This is a genomic window from Pseudomonas sp. P4_C8, assembly GCF_056401975.1.
The window spans coordinates 21,176-39,840 of record NZ_JBFUIH010000009.1; the positions used below are offsets into that span (position 1 = coordinate 21,176).

Consider the following 18,665-nt stretch of genomic DNA (forward strand, 5'->3'; position numbering starts at 1 on the left):
AAGAAATGAGTCGATCAGTTCCCCTTGAGTCATTGGTGAAAGGCCCCGGCTGGGTGGGTATCATGTCGCAGTGGGTGATGTGGAAAGTCCATCACCTGGGTGAGTTTCTCGACCCCGAAGGGCCACCGTACTGGTTGTGGAGACGCGGCCAACAACGGCCCGAAGGTTTGAAGGCGATTTCGGGGATCGGCTACAAAAGTTCGTCCGACCATGCCCGGGTATTGTGCAAACGCTGGGGCATTCCTTATGTGGCGCTGGAGGATGGTTTTCTGCGCTCCTCTTCGCTGGGGGTGGAAGGCGATACGCCGATGTCGATGGTGATCGATCCCATCGGTATCCACTACCTGGCCGATCGTCCGTCGCTGCTGGAAAACATTCTGCAAACCCCGCACACCTTGACGGCTGCGGAGTTGGCAACCGCCCAAGCGTTGATTGCCCTGATGCGCAGCAGCGGGATCGGCAAATACAACAACGCTCCGGATTTGAGCGATGACGACGCACTTGGCCGCGACAAACCGCTTATCCTGGTGGTGGACCAGACCTACGGCGACTTTTCCATTCCTGGCGGCGGACTTTGCGAAGCGGACTTTATCCGCATGCTCGATGCGGCGCTGGCGGAAAACCCCGATGCGGACGTGCGGGTACGGATTCACCCTGACTGCATCAACGGCCACAAGAAAAGCTGCCTGCTCGACGCCGCCCTTGCACGGGGCGTAGCGCTGGAGAACCGCCACGTATCCTGGGCCTCACTGGCGAGCCGGGCCCGACGCGTGTATGTCGGCACCAGCCAGGCCGGACTGGAAGCGTTGATTCAGGGTGTACCGGTGACTTGTTTCGGGCTGCCGTTCTACGCCGGCTGGGGGCTGACCGATGATCGCTTACCGATCCCGCGACGCCAGGCCCGGCCCACGCTGGAGCAACTGGTGGCCGCCGCTTACATTCGCTACTGCCGCTATGTGGACCCATTGACCGATCAGCGCTGCGACGTGATGACCGTGGCCCGGCAACTGGCCCGACAAAAACAACAGGACAGCCAGTTCGCCGGCGCATTGACCGTGCTTGGTGTGCCTCGGCGCCGGCAACCGGCAATCCGCCGCTTGCTCGACAGCCGTTGGGGCCGCGTGAAATTCACCCACGATAGCGCCGACCTGATGACGACCGTGGCGCGCGAAGACGGCAAGGTGGTGGTGTGGAGCCCCCATGAACCCCGCGACCTGTCATCACGTGCCGCAGCATGGGGCGTACCGCTGTGGCGAATCAGCCCGGACAACGTAACAACCAGCTTGGTCCTCGAGCGTTACGACGGCGATGTACAACAACTGGTGCAAGTCCGTGGCATGCCCTGTAGCCCACAGCAGGCGCTGGAACACCGCGCACAAAACACTCCAGGCTTGATCGAAAACTGCCCGCGCTATCGGCAAATCCGCCGCTACCTCAAAGGTATGTTCCCGCTATAACCCTTGCAGGAGCCGGCTTACCGGCGAAGGCGYCCTCAATGCTGCGGCACGTCGCAAGGCCGCCTTCGCTGGCAAGCCAGCTCCTACAAAATCGCCGTGCACGCCCTCATTTTTCGGACGCCACCAACCCCGTGCACACCCTCATTTTGTGGACAACACCAACCCCGTGCACACCCTCATTTTGTGGACAACACAAAACCCGTAGGAGCCGGCTTGCCGGCGAAGGCGYCCTCATTGCCGCCACACGTCGCAAGGCCGCCTTCGCTGGCAAGCCAGCTCCTACAAAATCGCCGTGCACGCCMTCATTTTTCGGACGMCACCAACCCCGTGCACAYCCTCATTTTSYGGACRACACCAACCCCGTAGGAGCCGGCTTGCCGGCGAAGGCGCCCTCATTGCCGCCGCATGTCGCAAGGCCGCCTTCGCTGGCAAGCCAGCTCCTACAAAATCGTCGTGCACGCCATTATTTTTCGGACGGCACATGCCCCGTGCGCATCCTCATTTTTCGGACGACACCAACCCCGTGCACGCCCTCATTTTGTGGACAACACAAAACCCGTAGGAGCCGGCTTGCCGGCGAAGGCGTCGGCCCATACACATCCGGTTCCAAACTTTTACGACGTTCAATCATCTACGTCCTAGCCTTACCCTTTCAACCTATACAGGAGGGCAAAGGATTGCCTACTCGTTCCCACGCCAATCATCTGCGCACCGGTCGCCATTCCCAGGCCGGACAAATCTACCTGCTCACTGCCGTGACACACCTGCGTGAACCGGTGTTCAGCGATTGGCGAGCGGGACGTTTGGTGGTGGATCAGTTTCGTCTGGCCATGACTGAAGGACGGGCAGATTCCCTTGCCTGGGTGGTAATGCCCGATCATTTTCACTGGTTGGTCGAACTCCAGAACAGCACGCTGCCGGAGTTGATGCTTGCAACCAAATCTCGCAGCGCGAGAGAGATCAATGCCTACCTGGGTCGCTCAGGCCGATTTTGGCAAAAAGGCTTTCATGATCGCGCCATCCGCCGCGAAGAAAATCTTTTGACGGTGGCCCGTTACATCATCGCCAACCCATTGCGCGCTGACCTGGTCAGGCGCGTTCATGATTATCCGCTGTGGGATGCCATATGGCTGTAGAGGTTGACTTGCCGGCGAAGGCACGCCGCCTCGATCTTCTGGCCGCTCGTCTTAGAGCTTTCGCAGTTCCTGCGCAACGATGGCGACGGTTTCGGCAATTTGCTCCGAGGTGTGCAGGCATGACACAAAAAAGCGTACTCGCGCTGACTTCTCGGGTACCGCCGGATGCAAGATGGGTTGGGCGTTGATTCCACGACGTGACAACGCGCTGGACAATTGGGTCGCCTTGAGCGAACTGCCGGTGATGACCGGAACTACCGCCAGACCTGTGCTGGTGCCGGTGTCCAGGCCTGCTTCCCTGGCAAGTTCGAGGAATTGCCTGCCACGTGCCTGCAAGGTGGCGACGCGCTCGCCATCTTCTGGCAGGCAACGCAGCGCCGCTAATGCTGCCGCCGCCACCGATGGCGGCATGCCGACACTGTAGAGAAAGCCCGGGGCCAGGAACTTGAGATGTTCCACCAGTGCCGACTCACCGGCGATGTAACCACCGCAACTGGCCAGGCTTTTACTCAAGGTGCCCATCCAGATATCCACGTCACTGCCGGCCAGGCCGAAATGCTCACGGATGCCTTTGCCAGTCTGCCCCATGACGCCCAGCGAATGGGCTTCATCGACCATCAGCAATACCTGGTGCTTGTTCCTGAGTTCGACGAAACGAGGCAAATCCGGGAAATCACCATCCATGCTGTAGATGCCTTCAAGCACCACCAACACCCGCTCGAAATGCTGACGCTGATCGCTCAGTACACGATCGACCGCTTCCCAATCGTTATGGGCAAAACTCAGGCGCCGGGCACCGGACAACTGAATGCCCTGCAGCACGCTGTTATGAATCAGTTCATCATGCAGAATCAGGTCCCGCGGACCGAACAAGTAGCCAATGGTAGTCACGTTCGTCGCATGACCACTGACGAAGGTAATGGCGTCGTCCACTTCATAGAGGCGAGCCAGTTCCTGCTCCAGCTCGCGATGAATCGGCCGATCGCCCGACACCGGACGACTGGCCGATACCGACGTTCCATATTGATCAATGGCGGCCTTGGCGGCCTCGGCGACAACCGGGTGTCCTGAGTAGCCCAGGTAGTTATAGCTCGCGAAGTTCACGTAACGGTTACCGTCCATGACGGTTTCGGCTCCCGCCAACCCTTCGTGCAATTTGAAGAACGGATTGGCCAAGCCAAAACGCGCGGCGCCGTCGAGCATGATGCGTAACTGCTGATAGCCGGGGAACTGGTCAAATCGGCAGAATTGCCCGAACCCCTCGCGCGGGGCGCTTTTGAGACCCTCCAGCGATGGGCTTGGTGCGCCATCGCTAGTCTTGCGCAGACGTCGTTCCAGAGCCTGTTGGATCAGCTTGTCTTTCATCGAAGCGGCAAGCTTGGGCGCGGTTTTATGGGTCATGGTCCGGATCAATTAATCAAGCGTGAAAGTTTGGAATCCTGAGCGCTGAGGCCCGCGCTCAACTGCGCGATATCGTCACGGGAAATGTCGACGCCATGACGTGAAAACGTTTCGCTCGCCAGAGGCTGCAGATTATTTTCGGCATCCGGTTGCGCATCGCCTTGCTGATTACCGCGCAGGAGTTCAAGGATTCGAACGGTGATCTTGCCGATGCTCGACGCTTCGCTCAGTTCCATGACCGGCAGACGAACACCAAAGCGCTCCTCGACCGCCACCACCAGCTCGACACTCATCAACGAGTCCAGACCCAACTCTTGAAGCGGTCGGGTGGCGTCCAGTTTACTGGTTGGCAAACGAAGGATTTCGCTGATTTCCTGCTTGAGCATTTCACTGAACAGCTCGATCAGCTCAGGGTCATCCATTTCGGCCAACAACCGCTGAATATCGTCGGCATCGCTTTCTTCGTCCTGCTCACCACCGTGCAACCTGGCCAGTTCATTGAACTTGGGCGAGCCGCCTGCCGGCAGGAAGCGCGACAGCGCCTTCCAGTCCAGCTCCAGCACGCCTAGCCCCGAACGACGCTGCAACAGCAAGCGTTCCAGGGTCTGCAGCGCCGCTTGCGATTGCAAGGCTGCACCGCCCATGCGACTTTGCAGAGCGTCCTTAATATCCTGATTGCGAGCCAGGAAACCCGCGTCATCAATGGCCCCCCAGAGCACGCTAGTGGCCGGCAACCCCAGCGCCAGGCGATGGCGCGCCAGTGCTTCGAGCCAATGGTTGGCGGCAACGTAGTTGGCCTGCCCCGGATTACCGAACAAGGTGGTTGCCGAAGAGAACAGCACGAAGAAGTCCAGTGGCAAACGGGCCGTCAACTCATGCAGGTACTGCGCTCCCTTGGCCTTGGGCTCCAAGACGCGTTGCAGTTGTTCGCGGGTCAAATTGCGGATCAAACCGTCATCGAACACCGTTGCCGCATGCACCACGCCACGTAATGGCTGGCCGCTGGCGTCAATGCGCGCCATGACGGACGCCAATTGCGCGCGGTCGGTGATGTCACAGGCCAGCGCCTGGACCTCGATACCCTGCTCGCGCCACAGCGCCAACAAGGGTTGCGCCTCCTCCGTCGCGGCGCCACGACGACCTAGCAGGACCAGATGACGAGCGCCTTTTTCCACCAGCCATTGCGCGCTGCGCAGGCCAAAACCGCTGAGACCGCCGGTGACCAGGTAGCTGGCGTTCGCGGCCAGGGTCAACCTCGGTGCTGGCGCGACCGACGTCGCGACAACGCCCTGGATCGGCGTGCGATACGTCACGACAATCTTGCCGATCTGACGTGCTTGTTGCATGTAGCGGAACGCTTCGACCACTTCATTGGCATCGAAAGCGCGGTAAGGCAGCGGGCTCAGAACGCCCTCGCGGAACAGCTCCATCATTTCGCCGAACAGCCGACGGGTCAGCTGCGGGCGTTCGCTCATCAGTTGGTCGGCGTCGATGCCAAAGTAGCTGATGTTATTGCGGAAAGGTCGCAGACCGATTTTGGTGTTCTGGTAGAAGTCGCGCTTGCCCAGTTCGAGGAACCGGCCAAACGGCTTGAGTACCCGCAAATTGCGATTGATCGCCTCGCCCGCCAGCGAGTTGAGTACCACATCCACGCCGCGGCCATCGGTGATGGCCAGGATGTCATCGGCATACGCCAACGAACGCGAGTCAAAGATATGCTCGACGCCCATCAGCCGCAGGAAATCGCGCTTTTCGTCGCTGCCCGCGGTGGCATAAATTTCGGCACCGCACCATTTGGCAATCTGGATCGCGGCAATACCCACGCCGCCCGCTGCGCCGTGAATCAGAATCTTCTCTCCCGGCTCAAGGCGCGCCAAGTGATGCACCGCGTAGTACACAGTGAAGAAGGTACTCGGGATGGTCGCCGCTGCCTCGAAAGACATACCGTCAGGAATGCGTGCCACCGCATTGGCGTTGGTGACCAGACGATTGGCAAAGCTTGACGGACCGAAGCCGACGACTCGGTCGCCCGGCTGGAAATCGCCTTCGACCAGCGCGCCTTTGTCCCGCACCACGCCAGCAAACTCGAAGCCAAGCGTCGGTCCCGAGAAGCCATTTTCGATCGCTTCATCGGACAGCAGGCCCAACGCGTACATGACATCGCGGAAATTGAGACCCGTCGCCTGAACGTCAATATCCAGTTCGTCGTCAGCCGGCACCCGTGGCGCTCGTGCTTCCCAGCGCAAATGGCGCAACTGCCCCGGCAAATCGAACCCGAGCTTGACCTGCGCCGGTGCCTCCAGCGCGGCATTACGCGACAACTCATCTGGCTGGATTCGCAGCCGTGCGACATAACGATCACCCGCCGCACTGATCGCCAGTTCGGTTTCTTCATCAGCGTTGAGCAGTGCCTGAGCCAGATGCTCGACACCGGCGCCCATCGCCAGATCGAGTAGACGGACACGACAGCCGACAGCTTCGTTGCTCAGGGTCCGACCGAAGCCCCACAAGGCCGCGTCGGCAATGTCCGGCACAGTCGTTTCCGGCCGGGCGCCTTGCGGCAGCAGATGAACAGCGGCGCCGGAGGTCAGTAACCAGCAATCGGCGGCAATGCCGGCCGACTCACAGGCCTGAGTGATGGCTGCGGCGAGCATGCACCGATCCGCCTGCGCATCCAGCCCTTGGGTGGCGAACAAACCAGCGAGCATCACAATGTGCTGAGGCGCCGCGGCCTCTTCAATTAACTGTTGCGCCAGAACCACTGCCGAGCCCGGTGCGAGGAGTGCGGCGTCCTGACCTTGCTCACGCAAGACCGACGCCAGTGCCTGGGCAAATGGCCCTTCAGGCCCTTGCTCGTCGGCGACCAGCAACCAGCGATGACGCGGATACTCGGGAGCAACCGCGAGGGTCTTCACCTCATCTTTGGCGGCCACCAATAGATAACTGCCGGATGCCGAATCCGGAATAAACTCCAGCGGCCCGGATACCGTCAGGCCATGGCGCCGCAGTTCCTGCTGCCAGAAGCCCGGCGTCTGTTGCGCCGATAGCGCCTGCTGCCCCTGTCGGGCCAGCCACCAGGAAGGTTCGGCGCCGAAGGTGAAGTCAGCCCAACGTGCAGGATGTTGCGCGAGCAGCAGCACTTCGCCATTGGCACACAACCTTGCGGCACCCTGTTGCAGGCCTTGACTGAGTGCTTCCAGCGGTGCCAGATCAGTGGCGACGAGGACCAGATCGAAACAGTTCGCCGGCACCTGGGCGACTTTTTCCGCATCTTCAAGGTTCAGCACCTGTAGATCCGGGAAGTCAGCCTGGAGCATCGACGACGCTTCAACGTTCTGCGCCACGTACTGATAATCGACCCGATCAAAATCCAGCCCGACACACAGATCAGCCGCCAAAGGCGCGCCCTCGAAGCCAAGCTCGAGAATACGCAAGCGCTGCCCGTCAGGCAGAGCGCTCAAGCGTTGCGCAATGTGCTCTCGCAGACCGCCCAGCAATGCGTAGTGGCCGCAAGCTCCGAGCACCAGGCGGGTCAATACGGCGGGCGTGGTTTCCCTCGGCAAAAGTTGCGCAAGACTCATCTGCCCGCTGATCAGCTCCAGCAAGTGCATGCCGATGCGGCCAACTGAATGAATGATCTGGAAGTGCTCGGGATAACTGCGGAACAGTTCCTGCCAGATGTCCTGTGCACTCGAGCGTTCACCCTGGTCGGCCAACTGCCAGGCGTCGTTGCCGACCGTGACCAGGCTGCCATCCTCTATGGCTTGATCCAGCAAATGGTCAAGATAACTGCCGGATTCCCAAGTGGCGTACTGCTGCCGCGTCAGTTGACCGCCGAGTTTCTCGACGGCTTCGAGCAGGAAGCTGCCGCACAGGCCATCGAGCAACGGGTCGATTTCATTGGCATACCGGGCCAATCCGTGATCATCCGCGAGCGTGCCGAGGTGCTGTTGCAGCTTCACCTGCAGCTGTGAACTGGCCATTGGCATGGCACGCTCATTGGCGGGATAGGGTTTGGCAACCCCGACAAAGTCCGCCAGCTTGATGTCGCCACTGCGATCCTTGTGCAGCCGTACTCCACGAAAACGCGCGTCCTTGATGCAGATGACCGCATGGCCTTGGGCATCGAACAGCGTGAAATCCGCCAGCAACGAATGCTCTGAGCGTTTCACCAGGGTGACCTGGGCCAGGCAAGGCGCAAGACTGCCGGCAGCAAAGCAGATCCGCCCCAGTTTTACCGGGATAAAGGCCAGGTCTTTGCGGCACCCGGCATCCTGGCTCAACAGCTGGGTGATCAATTGGAAAGCACCGTCCAGCAACGCCGGGTGCAGATTCAGAGTGTTCAGTTCGGCCTCGATCAGCGCCGGGACCGTCAAGCGCGCCAATACCTGGTTGCCCTCGATCCAGCCGGCCTCGACCACTTGATAAGCCGGACCATAATTCAGGCCGACGGCCCGGGTCAGCGCCAAGTGCCCGGACGCGTTGAAATCCGGCGCACGCGTCGGCAAGGCCGGAGCGGCGCAGGCCAGCATGCCGCCGCGTGCTTCACCCGGAAGCCTGGCAACCACATGCTGCGCCCACGGCTCAGCCTGGGCGGTGGTGCGCGACACGATGGAAACCGTTCCGTCACTGCTGTCGATGGTTACGCGGACTTTTTTGCTGAAATCCGAATGCAGCAAGAGAGGGCTGTGAATTTCCAGCTCTTCGATTTCAACAAACTCGCCGGGTTGATACTGCAATGCAGCTGCCAGCGCGAGCTCGGTGAAACCCGCTCCCGGGAACAACACCGAATCGCCCACCCGGTGGTCACCGAGCGACGGGAACAGTTGCGTATCCAGACGGTTGTCCCAGGTGAACTCGTGCTCGGGCAGCGGGTAACCCAGCAGCGGGTGGACGCGTTCACGGTGCAGGTTGCCGTTTGATTCGGGTGAGTCGGCAAGCCAGTGACGTTCGCGCTGCCAGGCGTAATTGGGCAGTTGCACGAAACGCCCGACATCGGGAAACACGCATTGCAGATCGATGTCGACACCGGCGATCAGCACTTTCGCCAGCGTGCGATCGATCAACTGTGAGGTTTGCTCACCGCGCAGCACCGTCGGGATCACGACACCGTCCAGTTCCTGACGGGTCAGTGCGTCGGCCACATAGGCGCGCAAGATCGGATGGGGTCCGACCTCCACGAAGACGTTGTAGCCCTGCTCGACGAGGGCCTCACTGGCAGACTTGAACAGCACCGGATAACGAATGTTTTTCCACCAGTATTCGGCGTCCAGATATTCGCCAGCCAACAGGTCGCCGGTCACGGTCGAATACATTGGAATACGGGCAGGCCCCGGGACGATGCTGCTCAAGGCTTCGACCACCTGATCGGCAATCACATCCATCGCCGGCGAGTGGAACGCGTAATCGAGTCCCAGGCGACGAGCAAAAACCTGACGCTCGGTCAGTGCATTCTCCAGGCGCTCCAATGCAGCCGGCAGACCGGCGACAGTCGCCCCTTTGAAACTGTTGTCGCCAGCGACCACCAGCTCGTTGTCCAGACAAAGCGCCTGCAACAGGCTCGCGGTCTCTGCACCCGACAAGCCGACCGCCGACATATTGCCGCAGCCCTTGGTCAAGCCTTGCAAGCGACTGCGATGGTAGATCACGGCGGTGGCGTCGCTCAGCGTCAGCGCCCCGCACGCCCAGGCGGCAGCGACTTCACCCACGCTGTGGCCAATGACGGCCATCGGCACGACGCCTTTTTCGGCCAGCATGCGGGTAACCCCCACCTGCAAGGCAAACAGCGCTGGCTGTGCAAATTCAGTCAGCTGATAACGGTCTTCGCCCAGCTCGCCCGCCAGTTCGGCGATCAACGAATAACCGGCCAGCGGTTGGAAAATCGCGTCCAGTTCGGCAACTGCCTGATGGAACAGCGGGTCGGCCAGCAATGACTTGCCCATGCCCTGCCACTGCGATCCATTACCGGAGAAAACGAACACAGGTCCTTTGGCCTGATCCAGGGCGCGACCACTTTCCAGCACCGTCGACAACGCCGGAACACCGGGTTCCGTGGCGAAATCCAGGAGTGCCTGAGCGCTGTCCTGAGCCTGCGCACCGAACACCACAACCCTTTGCGGGTGCAGTTCGCGGCGCACCAGTGACTGATAGGCAACATCATAAAGGCTTGCCGCGTCCGGCACGGACATGAACTGCGCGAGCTGTTCACACTGGGCCGCCAGGGCGGTGCTGTCCTTGGCAGAAACCATCAGCGGCACGAATTGTTGCGTTGGGCTCGGGGCTTGCGTTACCTGCGGTGGGCTTTCCAGAATCACGTGGGCGTTGGCCCCGCCGAAACCGAAGGAGTTAACCCCGACCACCAGTTTTCCGCTGGATTTTAGGGCCAGGGTTTCGGTGACCACACTCAGGTTGAGATCGGCGAAAGGAATATTCGGATTGAGCTTCTTGATGCCAATGGTGGCCGGCACCTTGCGTTCGATCACACAGTACAGCGCTTTCATCAGCCCGGCGACGCCGGAGGCAGCCTCAAGGTGGCCGATGTTGCTTTTGATCGAACCGATCAGGAGTGGCTGATCCGCCGGGCGTTGCTGACCCAGTGCCTCACCGATGGCCTGGCTCTCGATTGGATCGCCGACTGGCGTACCCGTGCCGTGAGCCTCCAGGTAATCGATATCTGCCGCATCAATGCCCGCTGTGTTGTAGGCCTGTTTCATCAGGGCAATCTGCGCATCTGCACTCGGCAGGGTCAGCGTCGATTTGCGCCCATCGGTATTGGCCGCACTGCCGGCAACGACCGCGAGGATCTGGTTGCCATCCTCGATCGCTTTGTCGTAATCCTTCAGATAGAACAGTCCACCGCCCTCGGAGCGTACATAGCCGTCCGCAGACTCATCGAACACATGGCATTGCCCGGTGCGCGACAGCATTGAAGCCTTGGAAAAGATCAGAAAGCCGAAAGGATGCAGGTGCAGGCTGACCCCACCGGTAATCGCCTGTTCGATTTCGCCGCTCTGAATGGCCTGGCAAGCCTGGTGAAAAGCGATCAGGGAAGAAGAGCACGCCGTGTCGATGGCCATGCTCGGACCTTGCAGGTCATAGAAAAAAGACAACCGGTTGGCCGCGATGCTGTTGGTATTGCCGGTGGCGGTGGCGGCGTCGATCATCGACAGGTCATGGGCCAGACGGTAGCCGTAGTCGACACTGGCAATGCCCAGGTAAACACCGCAATTGCTACCACGCAGGCTCGACGGCTTGACGCCGGCGTTCTCGAACACTTCCCAGCCAAGCTCCAGCAACAAACGCTGCTGAGGATCCATGACCGCCGCTTCACGAGGAGAGATATTGAAGAATCCGGCGTCGAAGGTCGAAATATCGCCCAGGGTTCCGGAAGCTAAAGTATAGGACGTTGCAGGGTTTGCTTTGTCCGGGTGCAGGAATTCGTCTTTAGACCAGCGAGAAGAATCCACCTGGGTAATAAAGTTCTGCCTATCTAGCAGGTGCGGCCAAAAAGTTGCAGAAGTAGAGCCTGGAAACCGGAGAGACGTCCCTATGATTGCAACTTTTTTACGCATTGAAGCTAATCCTTTAATCCCCAGCCCTTTTCCAAGCTGAACAACAATCAAATTCTATTAATGTAAATGCTGGATATCCGGCTACATCTTGAGTGCTATGTACTGATCCAACCGCGAATGTAGGGAAAAACCCTACACAAAAGAGCGACAGATCATAYGCATGCATCGCCTCAAGGGAAACCTGAAAGCCCAATTTCCGGACAGATCGACCTTCATCCGCGCTGCGAAATTACGACAACTGATGTCAGATGCTGCAAAAAAACACTCATCAAATTCGCGACTCGGCCGACAACGCTTGAAAGCCTTGCGGATTGAAATAGCCATGCGTAACAACCAGCCCATAACCCAACGCGAACGAACCTTCCCGGCTCAGCAACGGTTGATTTCCACCACCGATGCCAAGGGCGTGATCACCTACTGCAACGACGCGTTCGTCGAGATCAGCGGGTTTTCTCGTGAGGAGCTGATCCGTGCACCGCACAACCTGGTCCGCCACCCCGATGTTCCTGCGGCGGTGTTCGCGCACATGTGGGGCATGCTGAAACAAGGCTTGCCATGGATGGGCATCGTCAAGAATCGCTGCAAGAACGGTGATCACTATTGGGTGAACGCTTACGTGACACCGGTTTTCGATGGCAACCAGGTGACCGGTTACGAGTCGGTGCGGATCAAACCCACCGCCGAACAGATCCAGCGTGCCGAAGCACTCTACCAACGCATCAACCAGGGCAAGTCCGCCATTCCATCGACTGATAAATGGCTGCCGGTGCTTCAGGATTGGCTGCCGTTCATTCTGGTCAGCCAGGTGAGCTTCATGATCGGTGCCTCGCTGTCGTCCCAATGGGGTTTTGCCCTGGCCGCCGGCCTGTCGGTGCCGTTGGGCCTGATAGGCTTGAGCTGGCAACAGCGTGGGCTCAAGCGCCTGCTGCGCCTGGCCGAACAGACCACGTCCGACCCGCTGATCGCGCAGATGTACACCGACAGCCGTGGCGCTCAGGCGCAACTGGAAATGTCGATCCTCAGCCAGGAAGCCCGCCTGAAAACCTGCCTGACCCGTCTGCAGGACACCGCTGAGCACCTGACCGAGCAAGCGAAGCAGTCCGACGCCCTGGCGCACAACAGCTCCAGCGGCCTGGAACGTCAGCGCGTCGAAACCGAACAAGTGGCCACCGCCGTCAACCAGATGGCCGCTACCACTCAGGAAGTCGCCAGCCACGTACAGCGCACCGCCGACGCCACCCAGGAAGCCAATCGCCTGACCGGTCGCGGCCGCGACATCGCAGGGGAAACCCGCGAAGCCATTCAGCGCCTGTCGGTGGTGGTGGGTGAAACCGGCCTGACCGTGACCCAACTGGCCAAGGACAGCGACGAAATCGGCGGCGTGGTCGACGTGATCAAAGGCATCGCCGACCAGACCAACCTGCTGGCCTTGAACGCCGCCATCGAAGCAGCCCGCGCTGGCGAGATGGGCCGTGGTTTTGCGGTGGTCGCGGACGAAGTTCGCCAACTGGCGCAACGCACCAGCGAATCCACCGGGCAGATCCACGCCCTGATCGCCAAGCTGCAGCAAACGGCGAGTACGGCGGTGCAAACCATGGAAGCCGGGCATCGTCAGGCCGAGGAAGGCGTGGCGCGAGTGCTGGAAGCGGATCAGGCACTGGTGGGCATCAGCGAAGCGGTGGCCAACATCACCGACATGACCACTCAGATCGCGGCGGCGACTGAAGAGCAAAGTGCGGTGGCCGAGGAAATCAGCCGCAACATCAGCAACATCTCGCACTTGGCGGATCAGACGTCGGAACAGGCTCAACACTCGGCGTTGTTGAGTGAAGAGCTGACGAAAACTGCGAATACCCAGTATTCGTTGGTGGAGCGGTTTAACCGCTGATTGCTATAGGTAAAACGAAAACCCGGACGGTGAAAACTTCCGGGTTTTTTACATCTAAAAAACGCGAGCTGCTGACAATTGGGAAGCACCTGTCAGATCTGACAGTAGACGAAAAAACACAGGAGGTTTATCAAAGTGACAGTCGTTATGCCCCTCAGGCAACGGCCACCAATTACCTCACAGAAAGGATTCCGTAATGACAGCCCACGCTATTTTTATTCCAAAGAAACGCGGCACGTTAGCAAACGAAAACATCTTTGAGTGGAAATACGAAACCACAAAAAAAACTGCCGAATTCAGTGATTTCTTGCAAGACGAGTTTCTCGGAAAGCGTTATTGGGCTTTAGGGGGTGGAATGGGAACACAGGAGGAGGAAAACCTTTTTATTTTCAGTATGACGCTGCCCTACAACGGCGACGATGCACTGAAAGGTGTCTATAAGCTCGATGACGGGCTGACCTTTCTACATGGCCACTGGATTCCCGCCCCCCCAGGATATGAGGGGTTTAGAACGGTGGAGGCAGATTCCGCCACGCTGAACATTATCAAATACGATCCTGTTACAGACATCGTCGAAGGCACCTTCGAAGCCCTGTTTAAAAGCGACGGCTATCGTCTGAACCCCAAAGGCACCTTCACTATGAAGAGACTGCGGCCACCGACGAAAACCCCGGACGAACAATAGACTTAAGTGCCCTGCCAGTTTGCAATTGTCAGATGGGCTAGACGAACCCGCCTCCACAAAAGTTTGCGGTGAATAAAGAACACATTCACAACACAACTCAAAAAGTGGGGGTGGGCTTCTACGCGAAGAGGCTCGAACTGGCACTGCAAATTTCACTGAAGAAACGCCGTCACCTTCTGCGCCGCAGCCGCCAAATGCTGCTCATGCGTAAACCCCGAAACCTTCAACGGCTTCAAGTCATGATCCCCCGCCGCCAACCAGAACACCTCGATCCCCGGTGCCAACGTGTAAGCCTCCACCGCCTCACGGTTACCTAGCGCATCGCGCTCACCTTGCACAATCAACGTCCGCGTCTTCAACCCGGCCAAATGCTCAACCCGAGGCTTTTGCGGTTTGCCGACCGCATAAAACGGATACCCCAGGCACACCAGCGCATCCGCCCCCAGTTCATCTGCGAGCAAACTCGCCATACGCCCGCCCATGGACTTGCCGCCGATGGCCAGAGGCCCAGTGACATGGCGTCGCACCTGGGCATACACCTCACGCCAGCATTCCAGCAGTTTCGGGGCTGGATTGGGGGGGCGTTTACCCCCATCAATGCGCCGTTGCGCCATGTACGGAAACTCGAAGCGCACTACGTTGACGCCTTGATCGGCAAGGCGTGCAGCCATGTCGTTCATCCAGCCACTGTCCATCGGCGCGCCGGCACCGTGGGCGAGGATCAGTGTCGCCGATGCCGGCGAAACAGCTGCATTCCACAACCATCCGTGATCCCGCACGCACCGCGCCCATTGATCCCCGTCAATACTGGCCATGTGCTGTTTGTCCATGCTTGCCTCGCTTTTAGTCTGCCTATAACTCCAGGCGAAGGGAGCGTCTGCCTTGCGCGGCTTACTCGCGAAGACGGGCCTTCACTTCGGCTGAACCGTGGATGGGGAACCATGAACACTTCTATCAGTACCGCCTACAACTACAAGGTGGTCCGCCAATTCGCCATTATGACGGTGGTGTGGGGCATCGTCGGTATGGGGCTCGGGGTTTTTCTCGCGGCCCAATTGGTCTGGCCCGAACTCAACTTCAATTTGCCGTGGACCAGTTTCGGGCGGTTGCGCCCCCTGCACACCAACGCCGTGATCTTCGCCTTCGGCGGTTGCGCCTTGTTTGCCAGTTCGTTCTATTCGGTGCAACGCACCTGTCAGACCCAGCTGTTTGCACCGAAAATCGCTGCGTTCTGCTTCTGGGGTTGGCAACTGGTGATCCTGTTGGCGGCCATCACCTTGCCCCTGGGTTACACCAGCTCCAAGGAATACGCCGAGCTGGAATGGCCGATAGACATTCTGATCACCATCGTCTGGGTCGCCTACGCCATCGTGTTCTTCGGCACACTGGCCAAGCGCAAGACCAAGCACATCTATGTCGGTAACTGGTTCTTCGGTGCGTTCATCGTCACCGTGGCGATTCTGCACATCGTCAACAACATTGAGCTGCCAGTGAGTTTCACCAAGTCCTACTCGGTGTATGCCGGTGCAACCGATGCCATGGTGCAGTGGTGGTACGGCCACAACGCCGTGGGCTTTTTCCTCACCGCCGGTTTCCTCGGGATGATGTACTACTTCGTGCCGAAACAGGCCGAGCGGCCGGTGTATTCCTATCGCCTGTCCATCGTGCACTTCTGGGCGCTGATCACCCTGTACATCTGGGCCGGCCCGCACCATTTGCACTACACCGCGCTGCCGGACTGGGCACAGTCGCTGGGAATGGTGATGTCCTTGATCCTGTTGGCTCCCAGCTGGGGCGGGATGATCAACGGGATGATGACGCTCTCGGGCGCCTGGCATAAGTTGCGCAGCGACCCGATCCTGCGCTTCCTCGTGGTGTCGCTGGCGTTCTACGGCATGTCGACCTTCGAAGGGCCGATGATGGCGATCAAGACTGTCAACGCCCTCTCCCACTACACCGACTGGACCATCGGTCACGTTCACGCCGGGGCACTCGGCTGGGTGGCGATGATTTCCATCGGCGCGCTGTACCACATGATTCCGAAAGTCTTTGGCCGCGAGCAGATGTTCAGCGTCGGCCTGATCAACGCGCACTTCTGGCTCGCGACCATCGGCACCGTGCTGTACATCGCGTCCATGTGGGTCAACGGCATCGCCCAGGGCCTGATGTGGCGCGCAGTCAACGCAGACGGCACGCTGACCTACTCCTTCGTCGAAACCCTGGTGGCCAGTCACCCAGGCTTCATCGTGCGGCTGGTGGGCGGGGCGATCTTCCTCAGCGGCATGTTCCTGATGGCTTACAACACCTGGCGCACCGTACAGGCCTCGCAGCCTGCCGACGTCGCCGCTGCCGCGCAGATGGCTTGAGGAGTCCGCCATGAAACACGAAACAATCGAGAAAAACGTCGGCCTGTTGTTGCTGTTGATGGTGCTGGCCGTGAGCATCGGCGGTCTGACCCAGATCGTCCCGCTGTTCTTTCAGGACGTGACCAATAAACCGGTGGAAGGCATGAAGCCCTACACCGCGCTGCAACTGGAAGGTCGCGACATTTACATCCGCGAAGGTTGCGTCGGTTGCCACTCGCAAATGATTCGCCCATTCCGTGCCGAGACTGAACGCTACGGCCACTACTCGGTCGCCGGTGAAAGCGTCTGGGATCACCCGTTCCTGTGGGGTTCCAAGCGCACCGGGCCGGACCTGGCGCGAGTCGGCGGTCGCTACTCGGAAGACTGGCATCGCGCGCACTTGTACAACCCGCGCAACGTGGTGCCGGAATCGAAAATGCCTGCCTATCCATGGCTGGTGGCCAATCAACTCGACAGTAGCCACACCGAAACCAAGATCCGCGCCATGCGCACCCTCGGCGTGCCGTACACCGAGGACGACATCGCTGGCGCAGTCGCCTCGCTCAAGGGCAAGACCGAAATGGACGCTTTGGTTGCCTACCTGCAAGTGCTCGGCACTGCCATCAAGAGCAAGAGGTGAAGCATGCCCATGTCTTTTATAGCGAGCGAAATGAGCAGTGGAATGATCCGAGGCCTGGGCACGGTCGTGGTGTTTGTGGCCTTCGTCGGCCTGACGCTGTGGGTGTTCAACAACAAGCGCACTGCGGAATTTGCCGAAGCACGTTTGCTGCCGTTCGCCGATGAGCCACAACCCGACACCACCCAAGAACCAGAAACAAGGAGTACCCGGCCATGACCACCTTCTGGAGTACGTGGATCTGCGTACTGACCATCGGCAGCCTGATCGGCCTGACCTGGCTGCTGATCGCCACCCGCAAGGGCGAAACCAAGGGCAGCGTCGACCAGACCATGGGCCACAGCTTCGACGGCATCGAGGAATACGACAACCCGTTGCCGCGGTGGTGGTTCATGCTGTTTGTCGGCACGCTGGTGTTTGGCGTGGGTTACCTGATCCTTTATCCGGGCCTGGGCAACTGGAAAGGCATTTTGCCGGGCTATGAAAACGGCTGGACCGGCGTGCATGAGTGGGAAAAGGAAATGGATATGGCCGACTTCAAGTTCGGTCCGATCTTCGCCAAATTCGCCGCCATGCCGGTAGAAGAAGTGGCCAAGGACCCGCAAGCGCTGAAAATGGGCGGCCGCCTGTTTGCGTCCAACTGCTCGGTCTGCCACGGCTCGGATGCCAAGGGCGCGTTTGGCTTCCCGAACCTGGCGGACAGCGATTGGCGCTGGGGCGGCGACGCCCAAATGATCAAAACCACGATCATGGGCGGTCGCATGGCGGCGATGCCGGCCTGGGGTGAAATCCTCGGAGAGGCCGGCGTGAAAAATGTCGCGGCGTACGTCCGCCATGACTTGGCTGGCCTGCCGTTGCCTGCCGACAGCGGCGCCGACCTGCAAGCCGGACAGCAACTGTTCAGCACCACCTGCGTAGCGTGTCATGGAGCAAACGGCCAGGGCACTGAAGCCATGGGCGCGCCGAATCTGACGCACCCGGCCGGCTTTATTTACGGTACGAGCCTGGCGCAATTGCAGCAGACCATTCGCCATGGTCGCCAGGGCCATATGCCGGCGCAGAACGAATTGCTCGGTAACGACAAAGTGCAACTGCTGGCCGCTTACGTGTACAGCCTGTCCCACGGTGCCGGCACCGAGCGTTTGCAGGCTGAAGGCAAAACCGAATAATTCTCGACCGCTCTGCTGCCGCATTCTCCCGGATGCGGCAGTTCCCTGCTTCTTTGCGACCCATTGTCGCACCCTCCCCTTGCTCTTTCTTTCGGTTCACCAGATTCGGGTCTAAGCTTCCTCCGTGCGGACTGGCATGAGCCGGTTCCGGGTCGTTTTTAGCCGATGTGTTCGACGATTCTGTTCGATGACAACCCGCAAAGGCTGGTAGATACCGGCTGTCGCGCCAATTGCCGTCGGTCACTCGATCGTTGCGTTTGAACACGTCCCGTTACAACTGACCGGACCCCCTTACCATTTTCGTCCGCGGCGACATTTTTCCCTTGGGCGATTTTGTCCCTACGCGGCGCATGGAAAGGCCGCAGAATCAGCTTTA

The 18,665-nt window shown here is 59.6% G+C and carries 11 protein-coding genes; 8 read left to right on the forward strand and 3 right to left on the reverse strand.

Features of this window, described 5'->3' with window-relative positions:
* The first annotated feature begins 5 nt into the window (after positions 1-5).
* Together AC1DWM_RS07600 and AC1DWM_RS07605 are read left to right on the forward strand one after the other, a co-directional pair.
* The gene (locus AC1DWM_RS07600) at positions 6-1,457 is read left to right on the forward strand and encodes a capsular polysaccharide export protein, LipB/KpsS family (RefSeq protein ID WP_477794933.1); all 1,452 of its coding nucleotides are present in this window, start codon (positions 6-8) and stop codon (positions 1,455-1,457) included.
* A 677-nt stretch (positions 1,458-2,134) separates the two neighbouring features.
* Positions 2,135-2,593 (forward strand): REP-associated tyrosine transposase, encoded by a 459-nt coding sequence (locus AC1DWM_RS07605; RefSeq protein ID WP_223511728.1) that lies wholly within the window; start codon positions 2,135-2,137, stop codon positions 2,591-2,593.
* A gap of 51 nt (positions 2,594-2,644) precedes the next feature.
* Here the strand turns inward: AC1DWM_RS07605 and AC1DWM_RS07610 are convergent, their stop codons facing one another.
* Both AC1DWM_RS07610 and AC1DWM_RS07615 read right to left on the reverse strand, forming a co-directional pair.
* Positions 2,645-3,994 (reverse strand): aminotransferase class I/II-fold pyridoxal phosphate-dependent enzyme, encoded by a 1,350-nt coding sequence (locus AC1DWM_RS07610; RefSeq protein ID WP_477794934.1) that lies wholly within the window; start codon positions 3,992-3,994, stop codon positions 2,645-2,647.
* 8 nt (positions 3,995-4,002) lie between these two features.
* Positions 4,003-11,565 carry an SDR family NAD(P)-dependent oxidoreductase gene (locus tag AC1DWM_RS07615; protein ID WP_477794935.1) on the reverse strand — a complete coding sequence of 2,521 codons (7,563 nt, stop codon included), beginning with the start codon at positions 11,563-11,565 and terminating at the stop codon, positions 4,003-4,005.
* Between the two features lie 322 nt (positions 11,566-11,887).
* Here AC1DWM_RS07615 and AC1DWM_RS07620 point away from each other — a divergent pair, with 322 nt between their 5' ends.
* Positions 11,888-13,453, forward strand: a complete 1,566-nt coding sequence (locus tag AC1DWM_RS07620; protein WP_223511731.1) for a methyl-accepting chemotaxis protein — start codon at positions 11,888-11,890, stop codon at positions 13,451-13,453.
* A 196-nt stretch (positions 13,454-13,649) separates the two neighbouring features.
* Positions 13,650-14,138 carry a hypothetical protein gene (locus AC1DWM_RS07625; protein WP_477794936.1) on the forward strand — a complete coding sequence of 163 codons (489 nt, stop codon included), beginning with the start codon at positions 13,650-13,652 and terminating at the stop codon, positions 14,136-14,138.
* 152 nt (positions 14,139-14,290) lie between these two features.
* Here AC1DWM_RS07625 and AC1DWM_RS07630 read toward each other — a convergent pair whose 3' ends face one another.
* Positions 14,291-14,968, reverse strand: coding sequence for an alpha/beta family hydrolase (locus AC1DWM_RS07630; RefSeq protein ID WP_477794937.1), 678 nt, complete (start codon positions 14,966-14,968; stop codon positions 14,291-14,293).
* A 111-nt stretch (positions 14,969-15,079) separates the two neighbouring features.
* Here AC1DWM_RS07630 and ccoN point away from each other — a divergent pair, with 111 nt between their 5' ends.
* The 4 genes from ccoN to ccoP are packed head-to-tail and all read left to right on the forward strand — an operon-like array spanning position 15,080 to position 18,289.
* Positions 15,080-16,504, forward strand: coding sequence for a cytochrome-c oxidase, cbb3-type subunit I (gene ccoN / locus AC1DWM_RS07635; protein ID WP_223511735.1), 1,425 nt, complete (start codon positions 15,080-15,082; stop codon positions 16,502-16,504).
* A gap of 10 nt (positions 16,505-16,514) precedes the next feature.
* A complete protein-coding gene (gene ccoO / locus AC1DWM_RS07640) occupies positions 16,515-17,123 on the forward strand; it encodes a cytochrome-c oxidase, cbb3-type subunit II (RefSeq protein ID WP_223511736.1) in 609 nt (202 codons plus the stop codon).
* Positions 17,124-17,141: 18 nt separating this feature from the next.
* Positions 17,142-17,339, forward strand: coding sequence for a cbb3-type cytochrome oxidase subunit 3 (locus AC1DWM_RS07645; RefSeq protein ID WP_223511778.1), 198 nt, complete (start codon positions 17,142-17,144; stop codon positions 17,337-17,339).
* A complete protein-coding gene (ccoP, locus tag AC1DWM_RS07650) occupies positions 17,336-18,289 on the forward strand; it encodes a cytochrome-c oxidase, cbb3-type subunit III (RefSeq protein WP_477794938.1) in 954 nt (317 codons plus the stop codon). The genes AC1DWM_RS07645 and ccoP overlap by 4 nt, the downstream gene beginning before the upstream one ends.
* Positions 18,290-18,665 lie beyond the last annotated feature (376 nt).